Source organism: Brevundimonas sp. VNH65 (assembly GCF_049445955.1).
Classification (GTDB): Bacteria; Pseudomonadota; Alphaproteobacteria; order Caulobacterales; family Caulobacteraceae; genus Brevundimonas.
In genome coordinates this window covers 75,752-91,553 of sequence record NZ_JBMSDX010000011.1, presented here as the reverse complement: position 1 = coordinate 91,553, position 15,802 = coordinate 75,752, and the positions used below count along the sequence as shown (strand labels likewise).

Below are 15,802 nucleotides of genomic sequence, written 5' to 3'. Positions count from 1 at the left end.
GTCGGGCCCGCCGGTCCGGCCGTTTCGGAGCCATGCCATGATCGACCTGGCGGTCGTCGACCTCTCAAGACTGCAGTTCGCCCTGACGGCGCTGTATCACTTCCTCTTCGTGCCGCTGACGCTCGGGCTCAGCTTCATGCTGGTCATCATGGAGTCGATCTATGTGATGACCCGGCGTCCGATTTGGCGAACCATCACCAAGTTCTGGGGCACGCTGTTCGGCATCAATTTCGCCATCGGCGTGGCGACCGGCATCACCATGGAATTCCAGTTCGGCATGAACTGGAGCTACTACAGCCACTATGTCGGCGACATCTTCGGGGCGCCCCTGGCGATCGAGGGCCTGATGGCCTTCTTCCTGGAGGCGACGTTCGTGGGTCTGATGTTCTTCGGCTGGAACAAGCTGAAGCCGCACGCCCACCTGTTCGTCACCTTCATGGTGGCGCTCGGCACCAATCTGTCCGCCCTGTGGATCCTGATCGCCAACGGCTGGATGCAGAACCCGGTCGGCGCCCAGTTCAATCCCGACACCATGCGGATGGAGGTCGTGGATTTCATGGCCGTCCTGTTCAACCCGGTGGCCCAGGCCAAGTTCGTGCACACCGTCTCGGCCGGCTATGTCATCGCCTCGGTCTTCGTGCTGGGCGTCTCGGCCTTCTACCTGCTCAAGGGGCGGCACAAGGCCTTCGCCAAGCGGTCGATGACGGTGGCGGCGGCGTTCGGCCTGGCCTCGTCCCTGTCGGTCGTCGTTCTGGGCGACGAGAGCGGCTACGCCCTGACCGACAACCAGAAGATGAAGCTCGCGGCCATCGAGGCCATGTGGCACACCGAGCCCGCCCCCGCGCCCCTGACCGTGGTCGGCTGGCCGGACATGGAGGCGCAGAAGACCCACGGCGAGATCAAGCTGCCCTGGGTGATGGGCCTGATCGCCACCCGCAGCCTGAACGGCCAGGTCGAGGGCATCCTGCCCCTGGTCGCCGTGGCCGAGACGCGGATCGAATCCGGCATGCTGGCCTATGACGCCCTGGAGAGGGTCAAGGCCGACCCCGACGACGTGGTCGCCCGCGCCAACTTCGAGACCCACCGCAACGACCTGGGCTACGGCCTGATGCTGAAACGTTATGTCGCCGACCCGCGCACGGCCACGCCGGAGCAGGTCCGCAAGGCCGCCTGGGACACGGTGCCGAACGTGCCGCTGATGTTCTGGACCTTCCGCGTCATGGCCGGGATCGGCTTCGCCATGATCGCCCTGTTCGCCACGGCCTTCGTTCTCTGCACCCTCAGGAAGCATGAAACGAAGTGGTTCCTGCGCCTCGCCGTGCTGGCTCTGCCCTTGCCCTGGATCGCGGCCGAGGTCGGCTGGATCGTGGCCGAGATGGGCCGGCAGCCCTGGGCCGTGGACGGCGTCCTGCCGACCTTCCTGGGCGCCTCGTCCCTGACCGTGCCGCAGCTGTGGGCGACGATCATCGGCTTCACCGTCCTGTACGGCGCCCTGGCGGTGGTCGAGGTCGGCCTGATCCTGCGCACGATCAGGAAGGGGCCGTTCGCCGAGCAGGAGGCCTTCGCGGCCGACGCCGCTGATCCCGAACCCGACACGCCCGCGCCGGCCGGCCCGGCCCCCGTCGTCGCCTGACCGCCCCCAGATCCGCAAAGGACATCCTCAATGGAACTTCCTCTCGACTTCGCGACCCTTCGCCTGATCTGGTGGGGCCTGCTGGGCGTGCTGCTGATCGGCTTCGCCCTGACCGACGGCTTCGACCTGGGCGTGGGGGCCTTGCTGCCGTTCGTCGCACGCAACGACGCCGAGCGCCGCATGGTCATCAACACCGTCGGCGCCACCTGGGAAGGCAACCAGGTGTGGTTCATCCTGGGCGGGGGCGCGATCTTCGCCGCCTGGCCTTTCGTCTACGCCGTCAGCTTTTCCGGCTTCTACCTGGCCATGTTCCTGGTGTTGAGCGCCCTGATCCTGCGGCCCGTGGCGTTCAAGTACCGGTCCAAGCGGCCCGACCCGAAATGGCGGTCGTTCTGGGACTGGTGCCTGTTCATCGGCGGCTTCGTTCCGGCCCTGGTGTTCGGCGTGGCCGTCGGCAACGTCCTGATCGGCGCGCCCTTCCGCCTGGATACGGACCTCAGGTCCTTCTACGAAGGGCATCTGCTGGGTCTGTTCACGCCCTTCGCCCTGCTCAGCGGCCTGCTGTCGGTGGCCATGCTGGTGCTGCACGGCGCGGCCTGGATTTCGGTCAAGGGCGAGCTGGGTCCGGTCGTGGATCGCGCCCGCCGGTTCGGCACGATCGCCGGCGTTCTCAGCCTGGTCCTGTTCGCCCTGGGCGGCCTGTATGTCGCCTTCGGCGGCCTGGGGTTCAGCGTCGTGGGCGCGATCGACGGGCACGGCGTCTCCAATCCGCTGCGGACGGAAGTCGTGGCCTCGCCGGGCGCCTGGCTGGACAACTACGGCCGCTATCCGTGGATGCTGGTCGCTCCGGTCCTGGGCTTCCTCGGCGCGGCCCTGGCCACGATCGGCCTGTGGAAGCGGTCGGCGGCTCTGGGCTTCGGCGGATCCTCGATGTCGGCGGTCGGGATCATCTCGACGGTCGGCCTGTCGATGTTCCCCTTCATCCTGCCCAGTTCGGTCGATCCCCAGTCCAGCCTGACGGTGTTCAACGCCTCGTCCAGCCACCTGACCCTGTTCATCATGCTGGTGTGCACGATCATCTTCCTGCCGCTGATCCTGATCTACACCGCCTGGGTCTATCGGGTGCTGTGGGGCCGAGCCTCCACCGGCGAACTGAAGACCAACCCCGACCTCTACTGACCCTCATTAAAGGACATTCGCCATGTGGTATTTCACCTGGATTCTGGGCCTCGGGCTGGCGGTCGGCTTCGGCGTGCTGAACGGCCTTTGGCACGAGTTCCGCCTGTTCGACGAAGGCGACGAGGGCCTGTCGGCGCCCGACCCCGACGACGCGGCCTGACCCTCCCGGATTTCGAAACCGATCACGCCCGGAGCCAGGTTCGCTCCGGGCGTTTTTGCACCTGCCCTCAATCGGCGCCGCCAGGGGCGATCTCAAGCACCAGTTCGACGCCGGGTCTGTGATGCAGGCTGCCGGCGATCACGACCTGGAGGCCCGAACCACGCCAGACCGACACGGCGGGTCGTTCGTCGACCGCCTCAAAAACCGGTTCCAGCCCGAGGGCCCGCAGGTGGGGTCCGGCGGCCTCGGCCACCGTCCGCACGGTTCCCTCCTCGATGCCGACGCCGCACAGGCCGCGGCCATACTCCATGCTCAGCCGGACCGTGCCGCGATGGCGGCGGAACAGGACCAGCCCCCGTGGCGGAGGCTGGGCGTCCGCCGCGCCGATCCTCAGATTGACCGGATCGTGGCTCATCACCGAATATCCGAGCCGTTCCGCCGCCCCCAACACCGCCCACATGTCGCGATCGCGCGAGAAGGGGCCGCAGATGTCGCGCAGGACGTCGTCGGTGATCCCCCGCACGTTCATCGACTGGGCCTGAGCGACCCCTCCGAAAATCAGAACCGCGATGATGGACAGCGACAGCGTTCTCATGACGTGAGGATGAGACGCCAAACCCCGTCGACCGACACTGACGAACGCTGACAGAGCGAACCGGACGGTCAACCGGACCCGTAAATCCACATTTTTCTTGTGGTTTTGAGATGGATCAAGGCCGATGGAGCGGGCCTGGCTCATCTGGCCGACCAAGACGCTGATCCGGCCGCATGAGGCGACCCGGCGTCGGGACAGAAGAAAGCCATGACATCCAAGACCCTTCTCCTTTCCGCCGTCCTGGCCGCCGCCTTCGCGACGCCGGCGCTGGCCCAGACCCCAACACACTGGACCGCGCCGCGCGCGGGCGACTGGGTCGTTTCCGGGCGTGTCAGCAATGTCTCGTCGAACACCGACGCAGCCGTCACGACGGCCGCCGGCGCCGCGTCGGGCCTGCATGTCGATGTCGGCGACAGCACCATGCCGACCCTCGGCTTCACCTATTTCATCACTGACCACTGGGCGGTCGAAGGCATCCTCGGCACGACCCGGCATGAGGTGCGCGCCCAGGGTGGAGCCACCGACGTGGCGGTGCACGAGACCTGGGTTCTGCCGCCTGTGGTGACCGTCCAGTACCGCCCCCTGACACAGGGCCGCTTCAGCCCCTATGTCGGCGCCGGCGTCAACGCCATGCTGTTCTACGGCGGGGATGACCGGAACGGCTTCAACGTCGAGCTGGACGACGGCGTGGGTCTCGCCGCGCAGGCGGGAGCGGACATCGGCCTGACCGGTCCGTGGAGCCTCAATGTCGATGTGAAGAAGGTCTGGTTCAGCACCGACGCTTCCATCAACGCCGGCGCCCTGAAGAGCGACGTCGACCTGGACCCCTGGGTCGTCTCCATCGGCGTCGCGCGCAAGTTCTGATCCGGTCCGGCCGATCCGTCATCCCTCCTCCACAGGAACGGCCGTCGCGGGTGATCCCTGGCTTTCCCGGGATCACCCGCCCTTCTTTACGGACGGCGCCGAGGCCTGGAACACCTCCCCGCAGCATTCGCTGAAAATCACCCTCGCGGGCCGAACAGGATGATCGCGGCGCCGATCAGACAGGCCGCCCCGCCGATCAGGTCCCAGCGGTCGGGCGAGGCCTTCTCCACCAGACGCATCCAGATCAGGCTGGCGCAGATATAGACCCCGCCATAGGCGGCGAAGGCGCGGCCTGCCGCCTCGCTGGGGACCAGGGTCAACAGCCAGGCGAAGACCGCCAGGCTGACCGTCCCGGGCACGATCCACCAGACTGAGTGGCCGCTTCTCAGCCAGGCCCAGAAGGCGAAACAGCCGGCGATCTCGGCCAGAGCGGCCAGGGGATAGACGAGGGCGGTTTTCATGGCGTCCATGGGCGGCGGGGAGAAGGCCCACCGTGTCACGCCGGCGCTCGCGACGAAAGGCGGGCGGTCGGCGCAAGCTCGCCTTGCCGCGACCCCGTGACTGGACTACCCCTGTCGGCGCGACAGGTTCCCCGGCGTCGTCCAGGCCTCGGGGTGAAAAGGGAACGGGGTCCAAAGCCCCGACTGCCCCCGCAACTGTAGGCGGCGAGCCGTGCGCCGGACGCCACTGGGAACCGGGTCCGTCAGGGCTGCGCCCCGGGAAGGCGGCGCGACGGCGACGACCCGCGAGTCAGGAGACCTGCCCGTCGCCGTCGTCCTTCATCCGGCCGGGGTGCGTCGGAGGAAGCGGGCCCGCCCGACCGACGACAGCCGTTCGTCGTCCCAGGTCCGCCCGAAGGTTCGCCATGCCGTCAGCCGCCCCGTCCCTTCGCCGCCGCGCCCTGCTGACCGGCGCGATCGCCCTGGCGGCCGCACCGGTTCGCGCCGCCGACCGGCCTCGCCGGATCGTGTCCCTGAATCCCTGCCTGGACGTCATCCTGATCCGCCTGGTCGCGCCCGGCCGGATCGCCGCCCTGAGCCGCTATTCGCGCGACCGCCACGGCTCGACCATCGCCGAAGCGGCGCGGACCCTGCCCTTCACCCGGGGCACGACCGAGGAGGTTCTGGCCCTGCGGCCGGATCTGGTCCTCGGGGACCAGTGGGGCGGGGCGCGGACCGCCGCCGCCCTGGGCCGTCTCGACATTCGCGTCGAACGGTTCGACGTGCCCGCGACCGTGGCCGCCAGTCTGGAGCAGGTCCGCCGCGTCGCCGCCGTCGTCGGCGAGCCCGCACGCGGCGAGGCCCTGGTCCGATCCATTGATGCCGTGCTGCGCGACAGCGCTCCAACGCCCGGCCGCCGGACGATCCCCGCCCTCGTCTTCATGCCCGGCGGCTTCGTCTCGGGGCCCGGCACCCTGATGGACGAAATGATGAGCCGGATGGGGCTGGCCAATGTCGCCGGCCGCTATGGGCTGACAGGCTCGGGAACCCTGTCATTGGAACGGCTGATCGCCGATCCGCCCGAGTTGCTGCTGACCGGCGAGCCCTGGCCCGGATCGCCCGGTTGGGCCGAGCGGACGATGCGCCATCCGGCCCTGGACCGGCTGGCGCCGCGCCTGAACCGGGCGGTGTTTCCCGAGAAGCTGATGTTCTGCGGCGGGCCGGTGCTGATGCAGACCGCTCGCGCCCTGGCCGCCGCGCGTCGCAGCGTGGAGGGCCGCGCATGACGTCCGCCCGACTGTATGCGGCCCTGCTGACTGGACTGGCGCTTCTGTTCGCGCTCAGCCTGACGGCGGGGCCGGTGTGGGTTCCCTTCAGCGCCTGGACCTCGCCCGACCTCGATCCTCGCTGGGCCATCGTCTTCGAACTGCGCCTGCCCCGGGCGATCCTGGCCGTGCTGGTGGGGGCGGCGCTGGGTCTGTCGGGGGCGGCGCTGCAGGGCTATACGCGCAACCCCCTGGCCGATCCTGGCGTGCTGGGCGTGTCGTCCACCGCCGCCCTCGGCGCGGTCATCGCCCTGTACTACGGCGCCACGGTCGTCAGCCCCTGGGTCCAGCCCTTCGCCGCCATGGCCGGCGCCCTGATCGGGGTGGCGATCCTGTTGCTGCTGTCCGGCGGCGGCTCGGGTCTGGTGGGCTTCATCCTGGCCGGGACGGTGCTGAACATCATCGCCGGCGCCGGGGTCTCTCTGGCCCTCAGCCTGGCGCCCAATCCGTGGGCCGTGGCCGAGATCGTCAACTGGCTGATGGGTTCGCTGGCCGACCGTAGTTTCGACGAGGTGGGACTGGCCCTGCCCTTCATCGTCGCCGGATGCCTGCTGCTGGCGGCGACGGGACCGGCGCTGGACGTCCTCACCCTGGGCGAGACCGGCGCCCGTTCCCTGGGCGTCTCCCTGCCCCGCACCCGGGCCCTGCTGGCGCTCGGCGTCGGTCTGGCGGCGGGCGGCGCCGTGGCGGTGACGGGCGTGATCGGCTTCGTCGGCCTGGTGACGCCGCATCTCTTGCGCCCTCTGGTCGGGGCGAGGCCGGGGGCCCTGCTGCTGCCCTCGGCCCTGGGCGGCGCCGCCATAACCCTGGCGGGCGATGTTCTGGTGCGGCTGATCCCGGCGGCGGTCGAGATCCGTCTCGGCGTGGCCATGGCCGCGGTCGGGGCGCCCTTCTTCCTGCTGATCCTGCTGGCCGAGCGGAGGCGGATGGCATGAGCCCGGCCGATCTGTCCTGTCGCGACCTGTCGCTGCGGCTCGGCGGCCGCAGGGTCCTGAACGCCGTCAGCCTGTCGCTGACCCCCGGCCGGGTCACCGTGGTGCTGGGGCCCAACGGGGCCGGAAAGTCCACCCTGCTGCACGCCCTGGCCGGACTGACCGCTCCGGCCTCGGGCCAGGTCCGGATGGGCGAGTCCGATCTGCGGATCCTGCCGGACCGCGACCGCGCCCGCCGCCTGGCGGTCCTGCCCCAGACGCCCGAGATCGCCTGGCCGGTGACCGCCCGCACCCTGGTCGGCCTCGGCCGGGCGCCCTTCACCGGCGCGCGGGGCCTGACGCGCGAGGATCAGGCCGCGGTCGATCAGGCCCTCTCCGCCGCCTCGGCCGTCGAACTGGCCGACCGGATCGTGCAGACGCTGTCAGGCGGAGAGCGCGCCCGCGTGCTGATCGCCCGCGCCCTGGCGGGATCGCCGGAATGGTTGCTGGCCGACGAGCCGCTGACCGGCCTCGACCCCGCGCATCAGATGGAGGCGGCCCGCCTGTTCCGGTCGCTGGCCGATCAGGGGCGAGGCGTCGTCCTGACCCTGCACGACCTGACGCTGGCGTCGCGGCTGGCCGATCGGATCGTGCTGATGGCCGATGGCGCGATCCTGGCCGATGGGGCGCCGGAAGACGCCCTGACGCCGGCGAACATCCGGGCGGCCTACGGCGTGGACGCCCGGATATACGAGAGCCCCGCCGGCCGCCTGATCGACATGCTGCCGTCCTGACCAACGCCTGCGCTGCGCCTTCGACGAGTCAAGAAAATGGCCGCCCTTCCGGAGAAGGGCGGCCCAGTCTTTGACGACACGTCGGGGAGGAAAGTGACGCGCGTCAGCTCAGGAAGGCAGGGTCAGAACTTGTAGTTCAGACCGATCAGGAAGGTCCGGCCGTAGTGCTGGTAGTCGATGGTCTGGCGCTCGTCGCCGTTCTGGAAGGTCTGGAACGGTTCGTCGTTCAGGTTGTTGGCCTGGGCCAGGATCGACAGGCCCTCCAGCCAGCCGGACTGGAACTCGTAACCGATCTGGGCGTCGATCACATTCTCCTCGGCGACCGAACGCAGGGTCCGGCCGTTGCCGAAGCCGGCCACCTCGCCCAGGAAGTCCGAGCGGTAGCGGCTGGAGACGCGAGCCTGGAAGCCGGCGCGTTCATAGTAGATCGAGGCGTTGACCACCGTCTCCGACAGGCCCGGCAGGGTGGTCGGGGCCTGGGTCGGATCGGGCTGGATCTCACTGTCCGTCGCCGAGGCGCTGAACTGCATGCCGAAGCCGGTCAGCATCGGATGGAAGATGTCGAACGGGGTCGAGATCGCGAACTCCACGCCCTTGATCCAGCCGCCGTCGCCGTTGTCCGGCGCGCCGACGATCCCCTCATTGATCACCGGGGTCACGCCGCCGGTGGGATAGCCGGTGAAGTCGAAGATCTGGTTGCGGTTGTACACATAGGTCTGCAACTGCTTGTAGAAGCCGGCCAGCGAGACATAGCCGCGACGGTTGGCGAAGTATTTCTCGATCGAGATGTCGGCCACGTCGGCGATGAACGGCCGCAGCTCGGGATTGCCGCCGCCGCCGCCCCAGGGCGAGTTCACGTCGGGACGCGCGCCGGGAATGTTGAGGGCGGTGTTGAAGCTGTAGTTCCGCGAGGCGCGCATGTCGTCCATGCGCGGCCGGGCCAGGGTGCGGGCCGCGGCGAAGCGGGCGAACAGGTCGTCGCCGATCTCCAGGATGAAGTTGGCGCTGGGCAGGAACTCGACATACTCGGCGCCGCCGGTCACGGCCACGGTCTCGGCCACGCCCGGGCCGATCTGGCGCGCGGAGAAGCCGTTCGACGACTGGTCGGTGTGCACGTACTGGATGCCGACGTTGCCGGTCAGGGGCAGGCCGAACAGGTTGTGGTCGATGTCGGCCTTGATGAAGGCGGTCGTCACCTTCTCGGTCACTTCCCAGTTGCCGGACAGGACGTCGGCGTTCGGGTTGCGGATCAGGTTCAGCAGGCCGCTGTTGACCACGCCCAGGGCGTCGTAGCTGATCATCTGGGAGATCCCCAGATAGCCGAGATCGGTCGGGGCCAGCAGGTATTGCGCCGGCACGGTCAGGTCGCCGCCGCCGGGGACGCCCAGATAGAACTGGTCGTTGACGAAGTCCTTCTGGCGCTCGGTGTAGTTGACGCCGTAGGTGATGGCGCTGAACGGGCTCTGGTGCAGGGCGCGACGCGCCTGGAACCGGGCGGCCTTGATCTCGTCGGTGATCGACGGGGTGTTCATGTAGCCGGCCTGACCCTCGGGGATGACGTCCCCGCCCCAGCCCTGGGCGCTGGTGATCTTGATCAGGTTGGGATCGGCGTAGTTCAGCTGGCTGGTGAACTCGGTGACGCCGTTGTCGGTCAGACGGAAGCCCAGGGTGTCCAGCGCGCCGTTGATGTTGCGTCCGGTGCCGGCGTTGGTCTCGAGGATGATGTCCTCGCGCTCGACCTTGGAGTAGCTGAGGTCCGCCGTCAGGGTCCAGTCGTCATTGGCGACCAGTTCGGTGTTCCAGCCGATCGAGGTGATCTCGCTGTCACGCTTGTTCAGGTCGTTGCGGACCACGCCCTTGATGTTGTCCCAGGTGCCCGCGACGATCAGGCCATCCTCGACCGTATAGCCCGGACGCAGGGACGGGCCCGGACGGCAGACGTTCGGCGTCGCCACATTGCCGACCGAGGCGCAGTCGCCCGACGATCCGCCCCAGGCCAGGGGGAATTCGATGCCACGGAGGGTCTGGGTGTTTTCGAACTTCGAATAGAAGAGGTCGAGGGTCGAGTGGAAACGGTCGTTCGGCGCCCATTCCAGCACGCCCATATAGCCGTCGCGCTCCAGCTCCGACGACATGACATAGGGCTTCACGCCGCCGGTCAGCAGATTGCCGTCGCTGTAGTTGGGATAGCCCCAGGCGTTGAACCGCTCGGACTGGTACGGCGACGACATGTGAGCGTAGCCGAGGGCCACGCCGATCGTGCCGTCGGCGAACTGGTCGATGTAGGACAGGGTGAAGCGGTTGCCGTTGTCGGTCGTGCCCGAGTTCAGGGCGCCGATGTCGTTCCACTCATAACGGGCGTTGGCGGCCAGGGCGCGACGGCCGTAGGCCAGGGGACGCACCACCCGCATGTCGACGGTGCCGGCTAGGCCCTGGCCGATCAGGCCGGCGTCCGGGGTCTTGTAGACCACGACGCTGGACAGCAGTTCTGACGGATACTGGTCGAATTCGACACCGCGGTTGTCGCCGGTCGTGACCTGTTCACGGCCGTTCAGCAGGGCCGTGGTGAAGTCCGGGCCCAGGCCGCGGATCGACAGGGCCTGCGAGCGGCCGTCCAGACGCTGGGTGGCCAGACCGGGCAGGCGGCCCAGAGATTCGGCGATCGACATATCGGGCAGCTTGCCGATGTCCTCGGCCGAGATGACCTCGACGATCGAGGTGTTGCGCGCCTTGGCCGAGATCGAGGCCTCGATCGACCGACGGATGCCGGTGACGACGACTTCCTCGACCTGGGTCGCGTCCTCGTCCGGCGTCGCCGGCTGGGACTGGGCGGCGGCGGCGCCGGCCGTCAGGGCCGCGCTCACGCCGAGGGCGACGCCGGACAGCAGCCGTGCGCGCGTGGTGAAACGAGTGAACATCTTCATCCTCCCTGGAGCCGACGCGTTTCTGTCGTTGCGATCTCGGCTTCCGCAAATCTATGCAAACTTATGACAACCTTGCAAGCCCGTAATGTGGCTGTGTCACAAATTCGCCCGAGATCACCCTGGCTCAGTATCGGATTCAGCCTTGTTTGCGCCGCAACATCGGCGAGGAGACTGACGCATAGCCCGCACCAACGGCGGTTGACAGCCGCAAGAGTTGCTGCAAAATCTTGCAAACACGAGAGATCGACGGTCAAGCCGGTCCGGATGTCAGGGAGGATTCGACGATGGCGGCGCGCCGGAAACCAAGACATCTCGCGATGATGCTGCTGGGCGCGGCCCTAGCGGCCTTCGCGGAGCCGGGACTGGCCGCGCCCCGTCCCGCGGACACGACGACCGACACCGACTTCCGCGCCCGTCTGCCCCAGGACGAGGTGATCTATTTCCTGCTGCCCGACCGGTTCGACAACGGCGACACGACGAACGACACGGGCGGGATCGCCGGAGGTCGTCTGGATCACGGTTTCGACCCGACCCACGAAGGCTTCTATCACGGCGGCGACCTCGCCGGACTGATCCGCCGCCTCGACTACATCCAGGGGCTGGGCGCCACGGCCGTGTGGCTGGCGCCGGTGTTCAAGAACAAGCCGGTCCAGGGCGAACCGGGCCGCGAATTCTCGGGCGCCCACGGCTACTGGATCACCGACTTCACCACCGTCGATCCGCATTTCGGCGACGAGGCGACCTTCGCCGCCTTCGTCGAGGCGGCCCATGCGCGCGGCATGAAGGTATATATGGACATCATCGCCAATCACACGGCCGATGTGATCCGCTACCGCGAATGCCCGAAGAACGACTGCGCCTATCGCAGCCGGGCCGACTATCCCTACACGCGACGCGGCGGGCCGGACGGCGCGGCCATCAACGACGGCTTTGACCTAACCGACTTCACCCGGCTGACCGACCCGAACTACGCCTATACGCCCTATGTCCCGGCGGGCGAGGAGACGGTCAAGGTTCCGGCCTGGCTGAACGACCCGATCTATTATCACAACCGGGGCGACACGACGTTCGCGGGCGAGAGCTCGCTGGACGGCGACTTCGCCGGGCTGGACGACCTGTTCACCGAACATCCGCGTGTCGTCCAGGGCATGATCGACATCTACGGCGACTGGATCGACCGTTATGGGATCGACGGCTTCCGCATCGACACCGCCCGCCATGTGAACTCGGCCTTCTGGCAGGCCTTCGTCCCCGCCATGCTGGAGCGGGCGCGAGCCAAGGGCATTCCGAACTTCCACATCTTCGGCGAGGTCTATGACCACGACCCGGCGATGCTGGCCAGGTTCACCCGGGTGGACCGGTATCCGGCCGTGCTCGACTTCGCCTTCCAGACCACGGCGACCGACGTGGCCAACGGAGTGAAGGGGACCGACGCCCTGGCCAAACTGTTCATGGCCGACGCCGTCTATGAGGGCGGAGAGAACGGGGCGATGCAACTGCCCACCTTCCTCGGCAACCACGACATGGGCCGGATCGGCGGCTTCATCGCCAAGGCACATCCCGAAGCGTCGGACGACGAGCTTCTGGCCCGCGCGACCCTGGCCCACGCCCTGATGATGTTCTCGCGCGGCGTGCCCACGATCTACTATGGCGACGAACAGGGCTTCGCCGGCATCGGCGGCTATGGCGCGGCCCGGGCCGACCTGTTCGGCGGCCAGGTCGCCGATTATGCGGCCCACAAGATCCTCGGCGGGCGGCGCGCCCCGTTCGACACCAGCGCCCCCCTCTATGTCCGCATCGCCGAGATGGCGAAGCTGCGCCGGGACCTGCCCGCCCTGCGCCGGGGACGTCAGACCGTGCGCTTCGCCGGCGACACGCCCGGCCTGTTCGCGGTCTCTCGCAAGATCGACGGTGAACCGGGTGAGACGCTGATCCTGTTCAACTCCTCCACCGCTCCGGTGACGGCCAATGTGGAGGTCGATGCGGCCTCCGCGACGTGGTCGGCCGCCCGCGGCGCCTGCCCCGCCGCCGCCTCGGCGCCGGGGACCATCCGGGTTACCGTCCCGGCCCTCGACTATATGATCTGCACTTCGGAAAGCGCGCGTTGAACGTCCAGACCCTGACCTCTCCGACCGTCGAGATCGACGCGGCCACGCCCACCGAATGGTGGCGCGGCGCGGTGCTCTATCAGGTTTATCCGCGCAGCTTCGCCGATTCCAACGACGACGGCGTGGGCGATCTGGCGGGGATCACCGCCCATCTGGACCACATCGCCTCCCTCGGCGTGGACGGGGTCTGGCTGTCGCCGTTCTTCACCTCGCCGATGAAGGACTTCGGCTATGACGTGGCCGACTATTGCGGCGTGGATCCGATCTTCGGGACCATGGCCGATTTCGACGCCCTGGTGGCCCGCGCCCATGAGCTGGGCCTGAAGGTCATCATCGACCAGGTCTATTCCCACACCTCCGACGAGCACATCTGGTTCGAGGAAAGCCGCTCCAGCCTGACCAACCCCAAGGCCGACTGGTATGTCTGGGCCGACGCCAAGGCCGACGGGTCGCCGCCGTCGAACTGGCAGTCGGTATTCGGCGGCCCGGCCTGGACCTGGGATGCGCGCCGCCGCCAGTACTACATGCACAACTTCCTGAAGGAGCAGCCGCAGCTGAACGTCAGGAATCCGGCGGTGCAGGACGCCCTGCTGGGCGCAATGAAGTTCTGGCTGGACCGGGGAGTGGACGGCTTCCGCCTCGACGCCCTGAACTTCTCGATGCACGACCCGAAGCTGACGGACAATCCGCCGCTGGTCGGCAACGGCAAACGCACCCGACCCTTCGATTTCCAGGACAAGATCCACAACCAGTCACAGCCGGAGATCCCGGCCTTCCTGACCCGGCTGCGCAAGCTGGCGGACCGGGTCGGCGCCGAGTCCGGCCGGGCCCGCTTCCTGGTGGCCGAGGTCGGGGGCGACCGCGCCAATGAGGAGATGAAGCTCTACACCCAGGGCGCCGACCGGCTGCATTCGGCCTATGGCTTTCTCTATCTGTACGCCGACCGGCTGACGACGGAGCTGGTGGACGGCGGCCCCGCCATGTGGCCGGGCGTCGAGGGCGAGGGGTGGCCCAGCTGGACCTTTTCCAACCATGACGCGCCGCGCGCCGTATCACGCTGGGCGGAGGGGCGTGATGAGAAGCAGGTGTCGGCCATGTGCATGCTGCTGCTGATGTGCCTGCGTGGAAACGTCTTCATCTGGGAGGGCGAGGAACTGGGCCTGCCGCAGGCTCATGTCCCCTATGACCGGCTGGTCGATCCGGAAGCGATCGCCAACTGGCCCGAGACCCTGGGCCGCGACGGCGCCCGCACGCCGATGCCGTGGCGGCATGACCGCCCGAACGCGGGCTTCTCGTCCGTCGAGCCCTGGCTGCCGGTCGATCCGCGGCACGTCCCGATGTCCGTCGACGTTCAGGAGGCCGACCCTGGCTCCATGCTGCACCTGACCCGGCGGATGGTGGGCCTGCGCCGCCGGTTCTCCGCCCTGCGGACCGGCGCCATGACGATGACCTCGGCGTCCAACCTGCTGATCTTCGAGCGCAGCGAAGGCGATGACGCCCTGCTCTGCGTCTTCAACCTGGGCCATGACACCGTGGACTGGGCCACGCCGGACGGCTGGTCGGTGGTCGAGGCGGTGAATGTCGCGGCCGACGCGACGGGCCCCTTGCCCTCGCTGGCCGGGCTATTGCTGGCGCGGGCAGGTTGAAGGCTGTCCGACCATATCCTTCTCCCCTCGGGGGAGAAGGTGGGCGGCGGAGCCGCTCGGATGAGGGGGGCGGCGCCGCTGTTCCTGCCCTTAGCAATTCGATCCGTATCCAGCAGCCCCCTCATCCGGCCCTCCGGGCCACCTTCTCCCCCGAGGGGAGAAGGAGAGGAACCCTACCCCCCGCAGGTCTCGCGCACGATCAGGTCGGTCGGGACGCGTTCGGAGCGTGCGGCGCGATCGCCGGGGCTGTCCAGCAGCTTGGAGACCATCAGGCGGCCGGCCTTCATGGTGTCCTGGGCGATGGTGGACAGGGCCGGGCGCGAGTAGCGGCTGAAGGGCACGTTGTCGAAGCCGATGACCGACACCTGACCCGGCACGTCAACGCCCGCGTGCAGCAGGGCCCGCACCGCGCCGAGGGCGATCAGGTCGGACGCCGCGACGATGCCGTCGAAGGTCAGTCCGCGCCGGATCATGGCGTCGACGGAGGCCTCGGCGGATTCGACCTCGAAATGGGCCGGGACGATCAGGTCGGGATCGACGCCAATACCGGCCCCCTCCAGCGCCTCGACATAGCCGCGCTGCCGCTGCATCGCCTCGGGCGGATCGAGGTCGCCGAGGAAGACGATGCGCTTGCGCCCCAGCCGCGCCAGATGCGAGGTCGCCCGACGCCCGCCGGAGATATTGTCCGATCCGACCGAGCAATAGGCCTGGTCCGCCAGCTCCGCGCCCCAGACCACGAACCGTCCTTCCGTCTCCGCCATGCGGTTGAAGGCGGCGTGAAGGCTGGACTGGCCGAGGAAGATCACCCCGTCGGCGCGGCTGGTGGTCATGGCGGCCGAGACGTCGTCGAAACTGACCGGCGAGACATGGCTCATGATCAGGTCGCAGCCGCGCTCGCGCGCCGCCTCGCCGACCCCGGCCAGAAGCTCCAGAAAGAAGGGATCGCTGAGGCGGCCTTCCCGTCCCTGCGGCCGCGGCGTCACCAGGGCGATCGTGCCCTGGGCGCCGATCGGGCCGGCGGGCATGTAGCGGCGGAACGGATAGTCGTGCTCGCGCGCCAGCTTCCAGATCGCCTGCTTGGTCCGGTCGTTGACCGCCGGACTGTCGTTCAGCGCCCGCGAGGCGGTCGAGATCGACACCCCCGCCATCCGGGCCAGGTCTTCCAGTCGCGTGGTCCGTCGGCTCACCGTGCGCTCGCCCTCCCCGGCGATGCAAAATTTTCT

At 68.4% G+C, this 15,802-nt stretch carries 13 protein-coding genes and 1 riboswitch; of the genes, 9 read left to right on the top strand and 4 right to left on the bottom strand.

All coding sequences use genetic code 11. The features are described from left to right. Nucleotides 1-40: 40 nt before the first annotated feature. Genes ACO2Q1_RS15295 through cydX form a run of 3 tightly spaced genes read left to right on the top strand, consistent with a single transcriptional unit; the run spans nucleotide 41 to nucleotide 2,972 of the window. Nucleotides 41-1,633, top strand: coding sequence for a cytochrome ubiquinol oxidase subunit I (locus tag ACO2Q1_RS15295; protein WP_423330380.1), 1,593 nt, complete (start codon nucleotides 41-43; stop codon nucleotides 1,631-1,633). A 30-nt stretch (nucleotides 1,634-1,663) separates the two neighbouring features. Next, entirely contained in the window at nucleotides 1,664-2,812 is a 1,149-nt protein-coding gene (gene cydB, locus ACO2Q1_RS15290) for a cytochrome d ubiquinol oxidase subunit II (protein ID WP_423330347.1), read from the top strand. Nucleotides 2,813-2,834: 22 nt separating this feature from the next. After that, complete coding sequence (gene cydX / locus ACO2Q1_RS15285) at nucleotides 2,835-2,972, top strand: cytochrome bd-I oxidase subunit CydX (RefSeq protein WP_423330346.1); 138 nt, start codon at nucleotides 2,835-2,837, stop codon at nucleotides 2,970-2,972. Nucleotides 2,973-3,039: 67 nt separating this feature from the next. On the opposite strand, the gene ACO2Q1_RS15280 is transcribed toward cydX, so the two are convergent. After that, nucleotides 3,040-3,567 carry a hypothetical protein gene (locus ACO2Q1_RS15280; protein WP_423330345.1) on the bottom strand — a complete coding sequence of 176 codons (528 nt, stop codon included), beginning with the start codon at nucleotides 3,565-3,567 and terminating at the stop codon, nucleotides 3,040-3,042. Between the two features lie 207 nt (nucleotides 3,568-3,774). Here ACO2Q1_RS15280 and ACO2Q1_RS15275 point away from each other — a divergent pair, with 207 nt between their 5' ends. Then, on the top strand, nucleotides 3,775-4,431 hold the full coding sequence (locus ACO2Q1_RS15275; RefSeq protein ID WP_423330344.1) for an OmpW/AlkL family protein: 657 nt from the start codon (nucleotides 3,775-3,777) through the stop codon (nucleotides 4,429-4,431). Nucleotides 4,432-4,568: 137 nt separating this feature from the next. Here ACO2Q1_RS15275 and ACO2Q1_RS15270 read toward each other — a convergent pair whose 3' ends face one another. Beyond that, nucleotides 4,569-4,892 carry a YnfA family protein gene (locus ACO2Q1_RS15270; RefSeq protein WP_423330343.1) on the bottom strand — a complete coding sequence of 108 codons (324 nt, stop codon included), beginning with the start codon at nucleotides 4,890-4,892 and terminating at the stop codon, nucleotides 4,569-4,571. A 107-nt stretch (nucleotides 4,893-4,999) separates the two neighbouring features. Then, nucleotides 5,000-5,212: riboswitch (cobalamin riboswitch) on the top strand. A gap of 84 nt (nucleotides 5,213-5,296) precedes the next feature. On the opposite strand from ACO2Q1_RS15270, the gene ACO2Q1_RS15265 reads away from it, so the two are divergent. From ACO2Q1_RS15265 to ACO2Q1_RS15255, 3 genes are read left to right on the top strand one after another with little or no spacing between them, the layout of a single operon-like run. Next, entirely contained in the window at nucleotides 5,297-6,157 is an 861-nt protein-coding gene (locus ACO2Q1_RS15265) for an ABC transporter substrate-binding protein (protein WP_423330342.1), read from the top strand. Next, nucleotides 6,154-7,131, top strand: coding sequence for a FecCD family ABC transporter permease (locus tag ACO2Q1_RS15260; RefSeq protein WP_423330341.1), 978 nt, complete (start codon nucleotides 6,154-6,156; stop codon nucleotides 7,129-7,131). The genes ACO2Q1_RS15265 and ACO2Q1_RS15260 overlap by 4 nt, the downstream gene beginning before the upstream one ends. Beyond that, complete coding sequence (locus tag ACO2Q1_RS15255; RefSeq protein ID WP_423330340.1) at nucleotides 7,128-7,901, top strand: ABC transporter ATP-binding protein; 774 nt, start codon at nucleotides 7,128-7,130, stop codon at nucleotides 7,899-7,901. Before ACO2Q1_RS15260 ends, ACO2Q1_RS15255 begins: the two co-directional genes overlap by 4 nt. A gap of 122 nt (nucleotides 7,902-8,023) precedes the next feature. Here the strand turns inward: ACO2Q1_RS15255 and ACO2Q1_RS15250 are convergent, their stop codons facing one another. After that, entirely contained in the window at nucleotides 8,024-10,819 is a 2,796-nt protein-coding gene (locus ACO2Q1_RS15250) for a TonB-dependent receptor (protein WP_423330339.1), read from the bottom strand. A 323-nt stretch (nucleotides 10,820-11,142) separates the two neighbouring features. Between ACO2Q1_RS15250 and ACO2Q1_RS15245 the strand changes: the two genes are divergently transcribed. Next, nucleotides 11,143-12,933, top strand: coding sequence for an alpha-amylase family glycosyl hydrolase (locus ACO2Q1_RS15245; protein ID WP_423330338.1), 1,791 nt, complete (start codon nucleotides 11,143-11,145; stop codon nucleotides 12,931-12,933). Then, on the top strand, nucleotides 12,930-14,579 hold the full coding sequence (locus tag ACO2Q1_RS15240; RefSeq protein WP_423330337.1) for an alpha-glucosidase: 1,650 nt from the start codon (nucleotides 12,930-12,932) through the stop codon (nucleotides 14,577-14,579). Before ACO2Q1_RS15245 ends, ACO2Q1_RS15240 begins: the two co-directional genes overlap by 4 nt. A gap of 173 nt (nucleotides 14,580-14,752) precedes the next feature. On the opposite strand, the gene ACO2Q1_RS15235 is transcribed toward ACO2Q1_RS15240, so the two are convergent. Next, nucleotides 14,753-15,790: a LacI family DNA-binding transcriptional regulator gene (locus tag ACO2Q1_RS15235; protein WP_423330379.1), complete on the bottom strand. Its 1,038-nt coding sequence runs from the start codon at nucleotides 15,788-15,790 to the stop codon at nucleotides 14,753-14,755. Nucleotides 15,791-15,802: the final 12 nt, after the last annotated feature.

What these genes read in the sequence shown, in the direction of transcription:
- ACO2Q1_RS15280 (WP_423330345.1), bottom strand. Translation starts at nt 3,567, where the DNA reads ATGAGAACGCTGTCGCTGTCCATCATCGCGGTTCTGATTTTCGGAGGG.
- ACO2Q1_RS15245 (WP_423330338.1), top strand. Translation starts at nt 11,143, where the DNA reads ATGATGCTGCTGGGCGCGGCCCTAGCGGCCTTCGCGGAGCCGGGACTG.
- ACO2Q1_RS15260 (WP_423330341.1), top strand. Translation starts at nt 6,154, where the DNA reads ATGACGTCCGCCCGACTGTATGCGGCCCTGCTGACTGGACTGGCGCTT.
- ACO2Q1_RS15255 (WP_423330340.1), top strand. Translation starts at nt 7,128, where the DNA reads ATGAGCCCGGCCGATCTGTCCTGTCGCGACCTGTCGCTGCGGCTCGGC.
- cydB (WP_423330347.1), top strand. Translation starts at nt 1,664, where the DNA reads ATGGAACTTCCTCTCGACTTCGCGACCCTTCGCCTGATCTGGTGGGGC.
- ACO2Q1_RS15250 (WP_423330339.1), bottom strand. Translation starts at nt 10,819, where the DNA reads ATGTTCACTCGTTTCACCACGCGCGCACGGCTGCTGTCCGGCGTCGCC.
- ACO2Q1_RS15270 (WP_423330343.1), bottom strand. Translation starts at nt 4,892, where the DNA reads ATGAAAACCGCCCTCGTCTATCCCCTGGCCGCTCTGGCCGAGATCGCC.
- cydX (WP_423330346.1), top strand. Translation starts at nt 2,835, where the DNA reads ATGTGGTATTTCACCTGGATTCTGGGCCTCGGGCTGGCGGTCGGCTTC.
- ACO2Q1_RS15265 (WP_423330342.1), top strand. Translation starts at nt 5,297, where the DNA reads ATGCCGTCAGCCGCCCCGTCCCTTCGCCGCCGCGCCCTGCTGACCGGC.
- ACO2Q1_RS15275 (WP_423330344.1), top strand. Translation starts at nt 3,775, where the DNA reads ATGACATCCAAGACCCTTCTCCTTTCCGCCGTCCTGGCCGCCGCCTTC.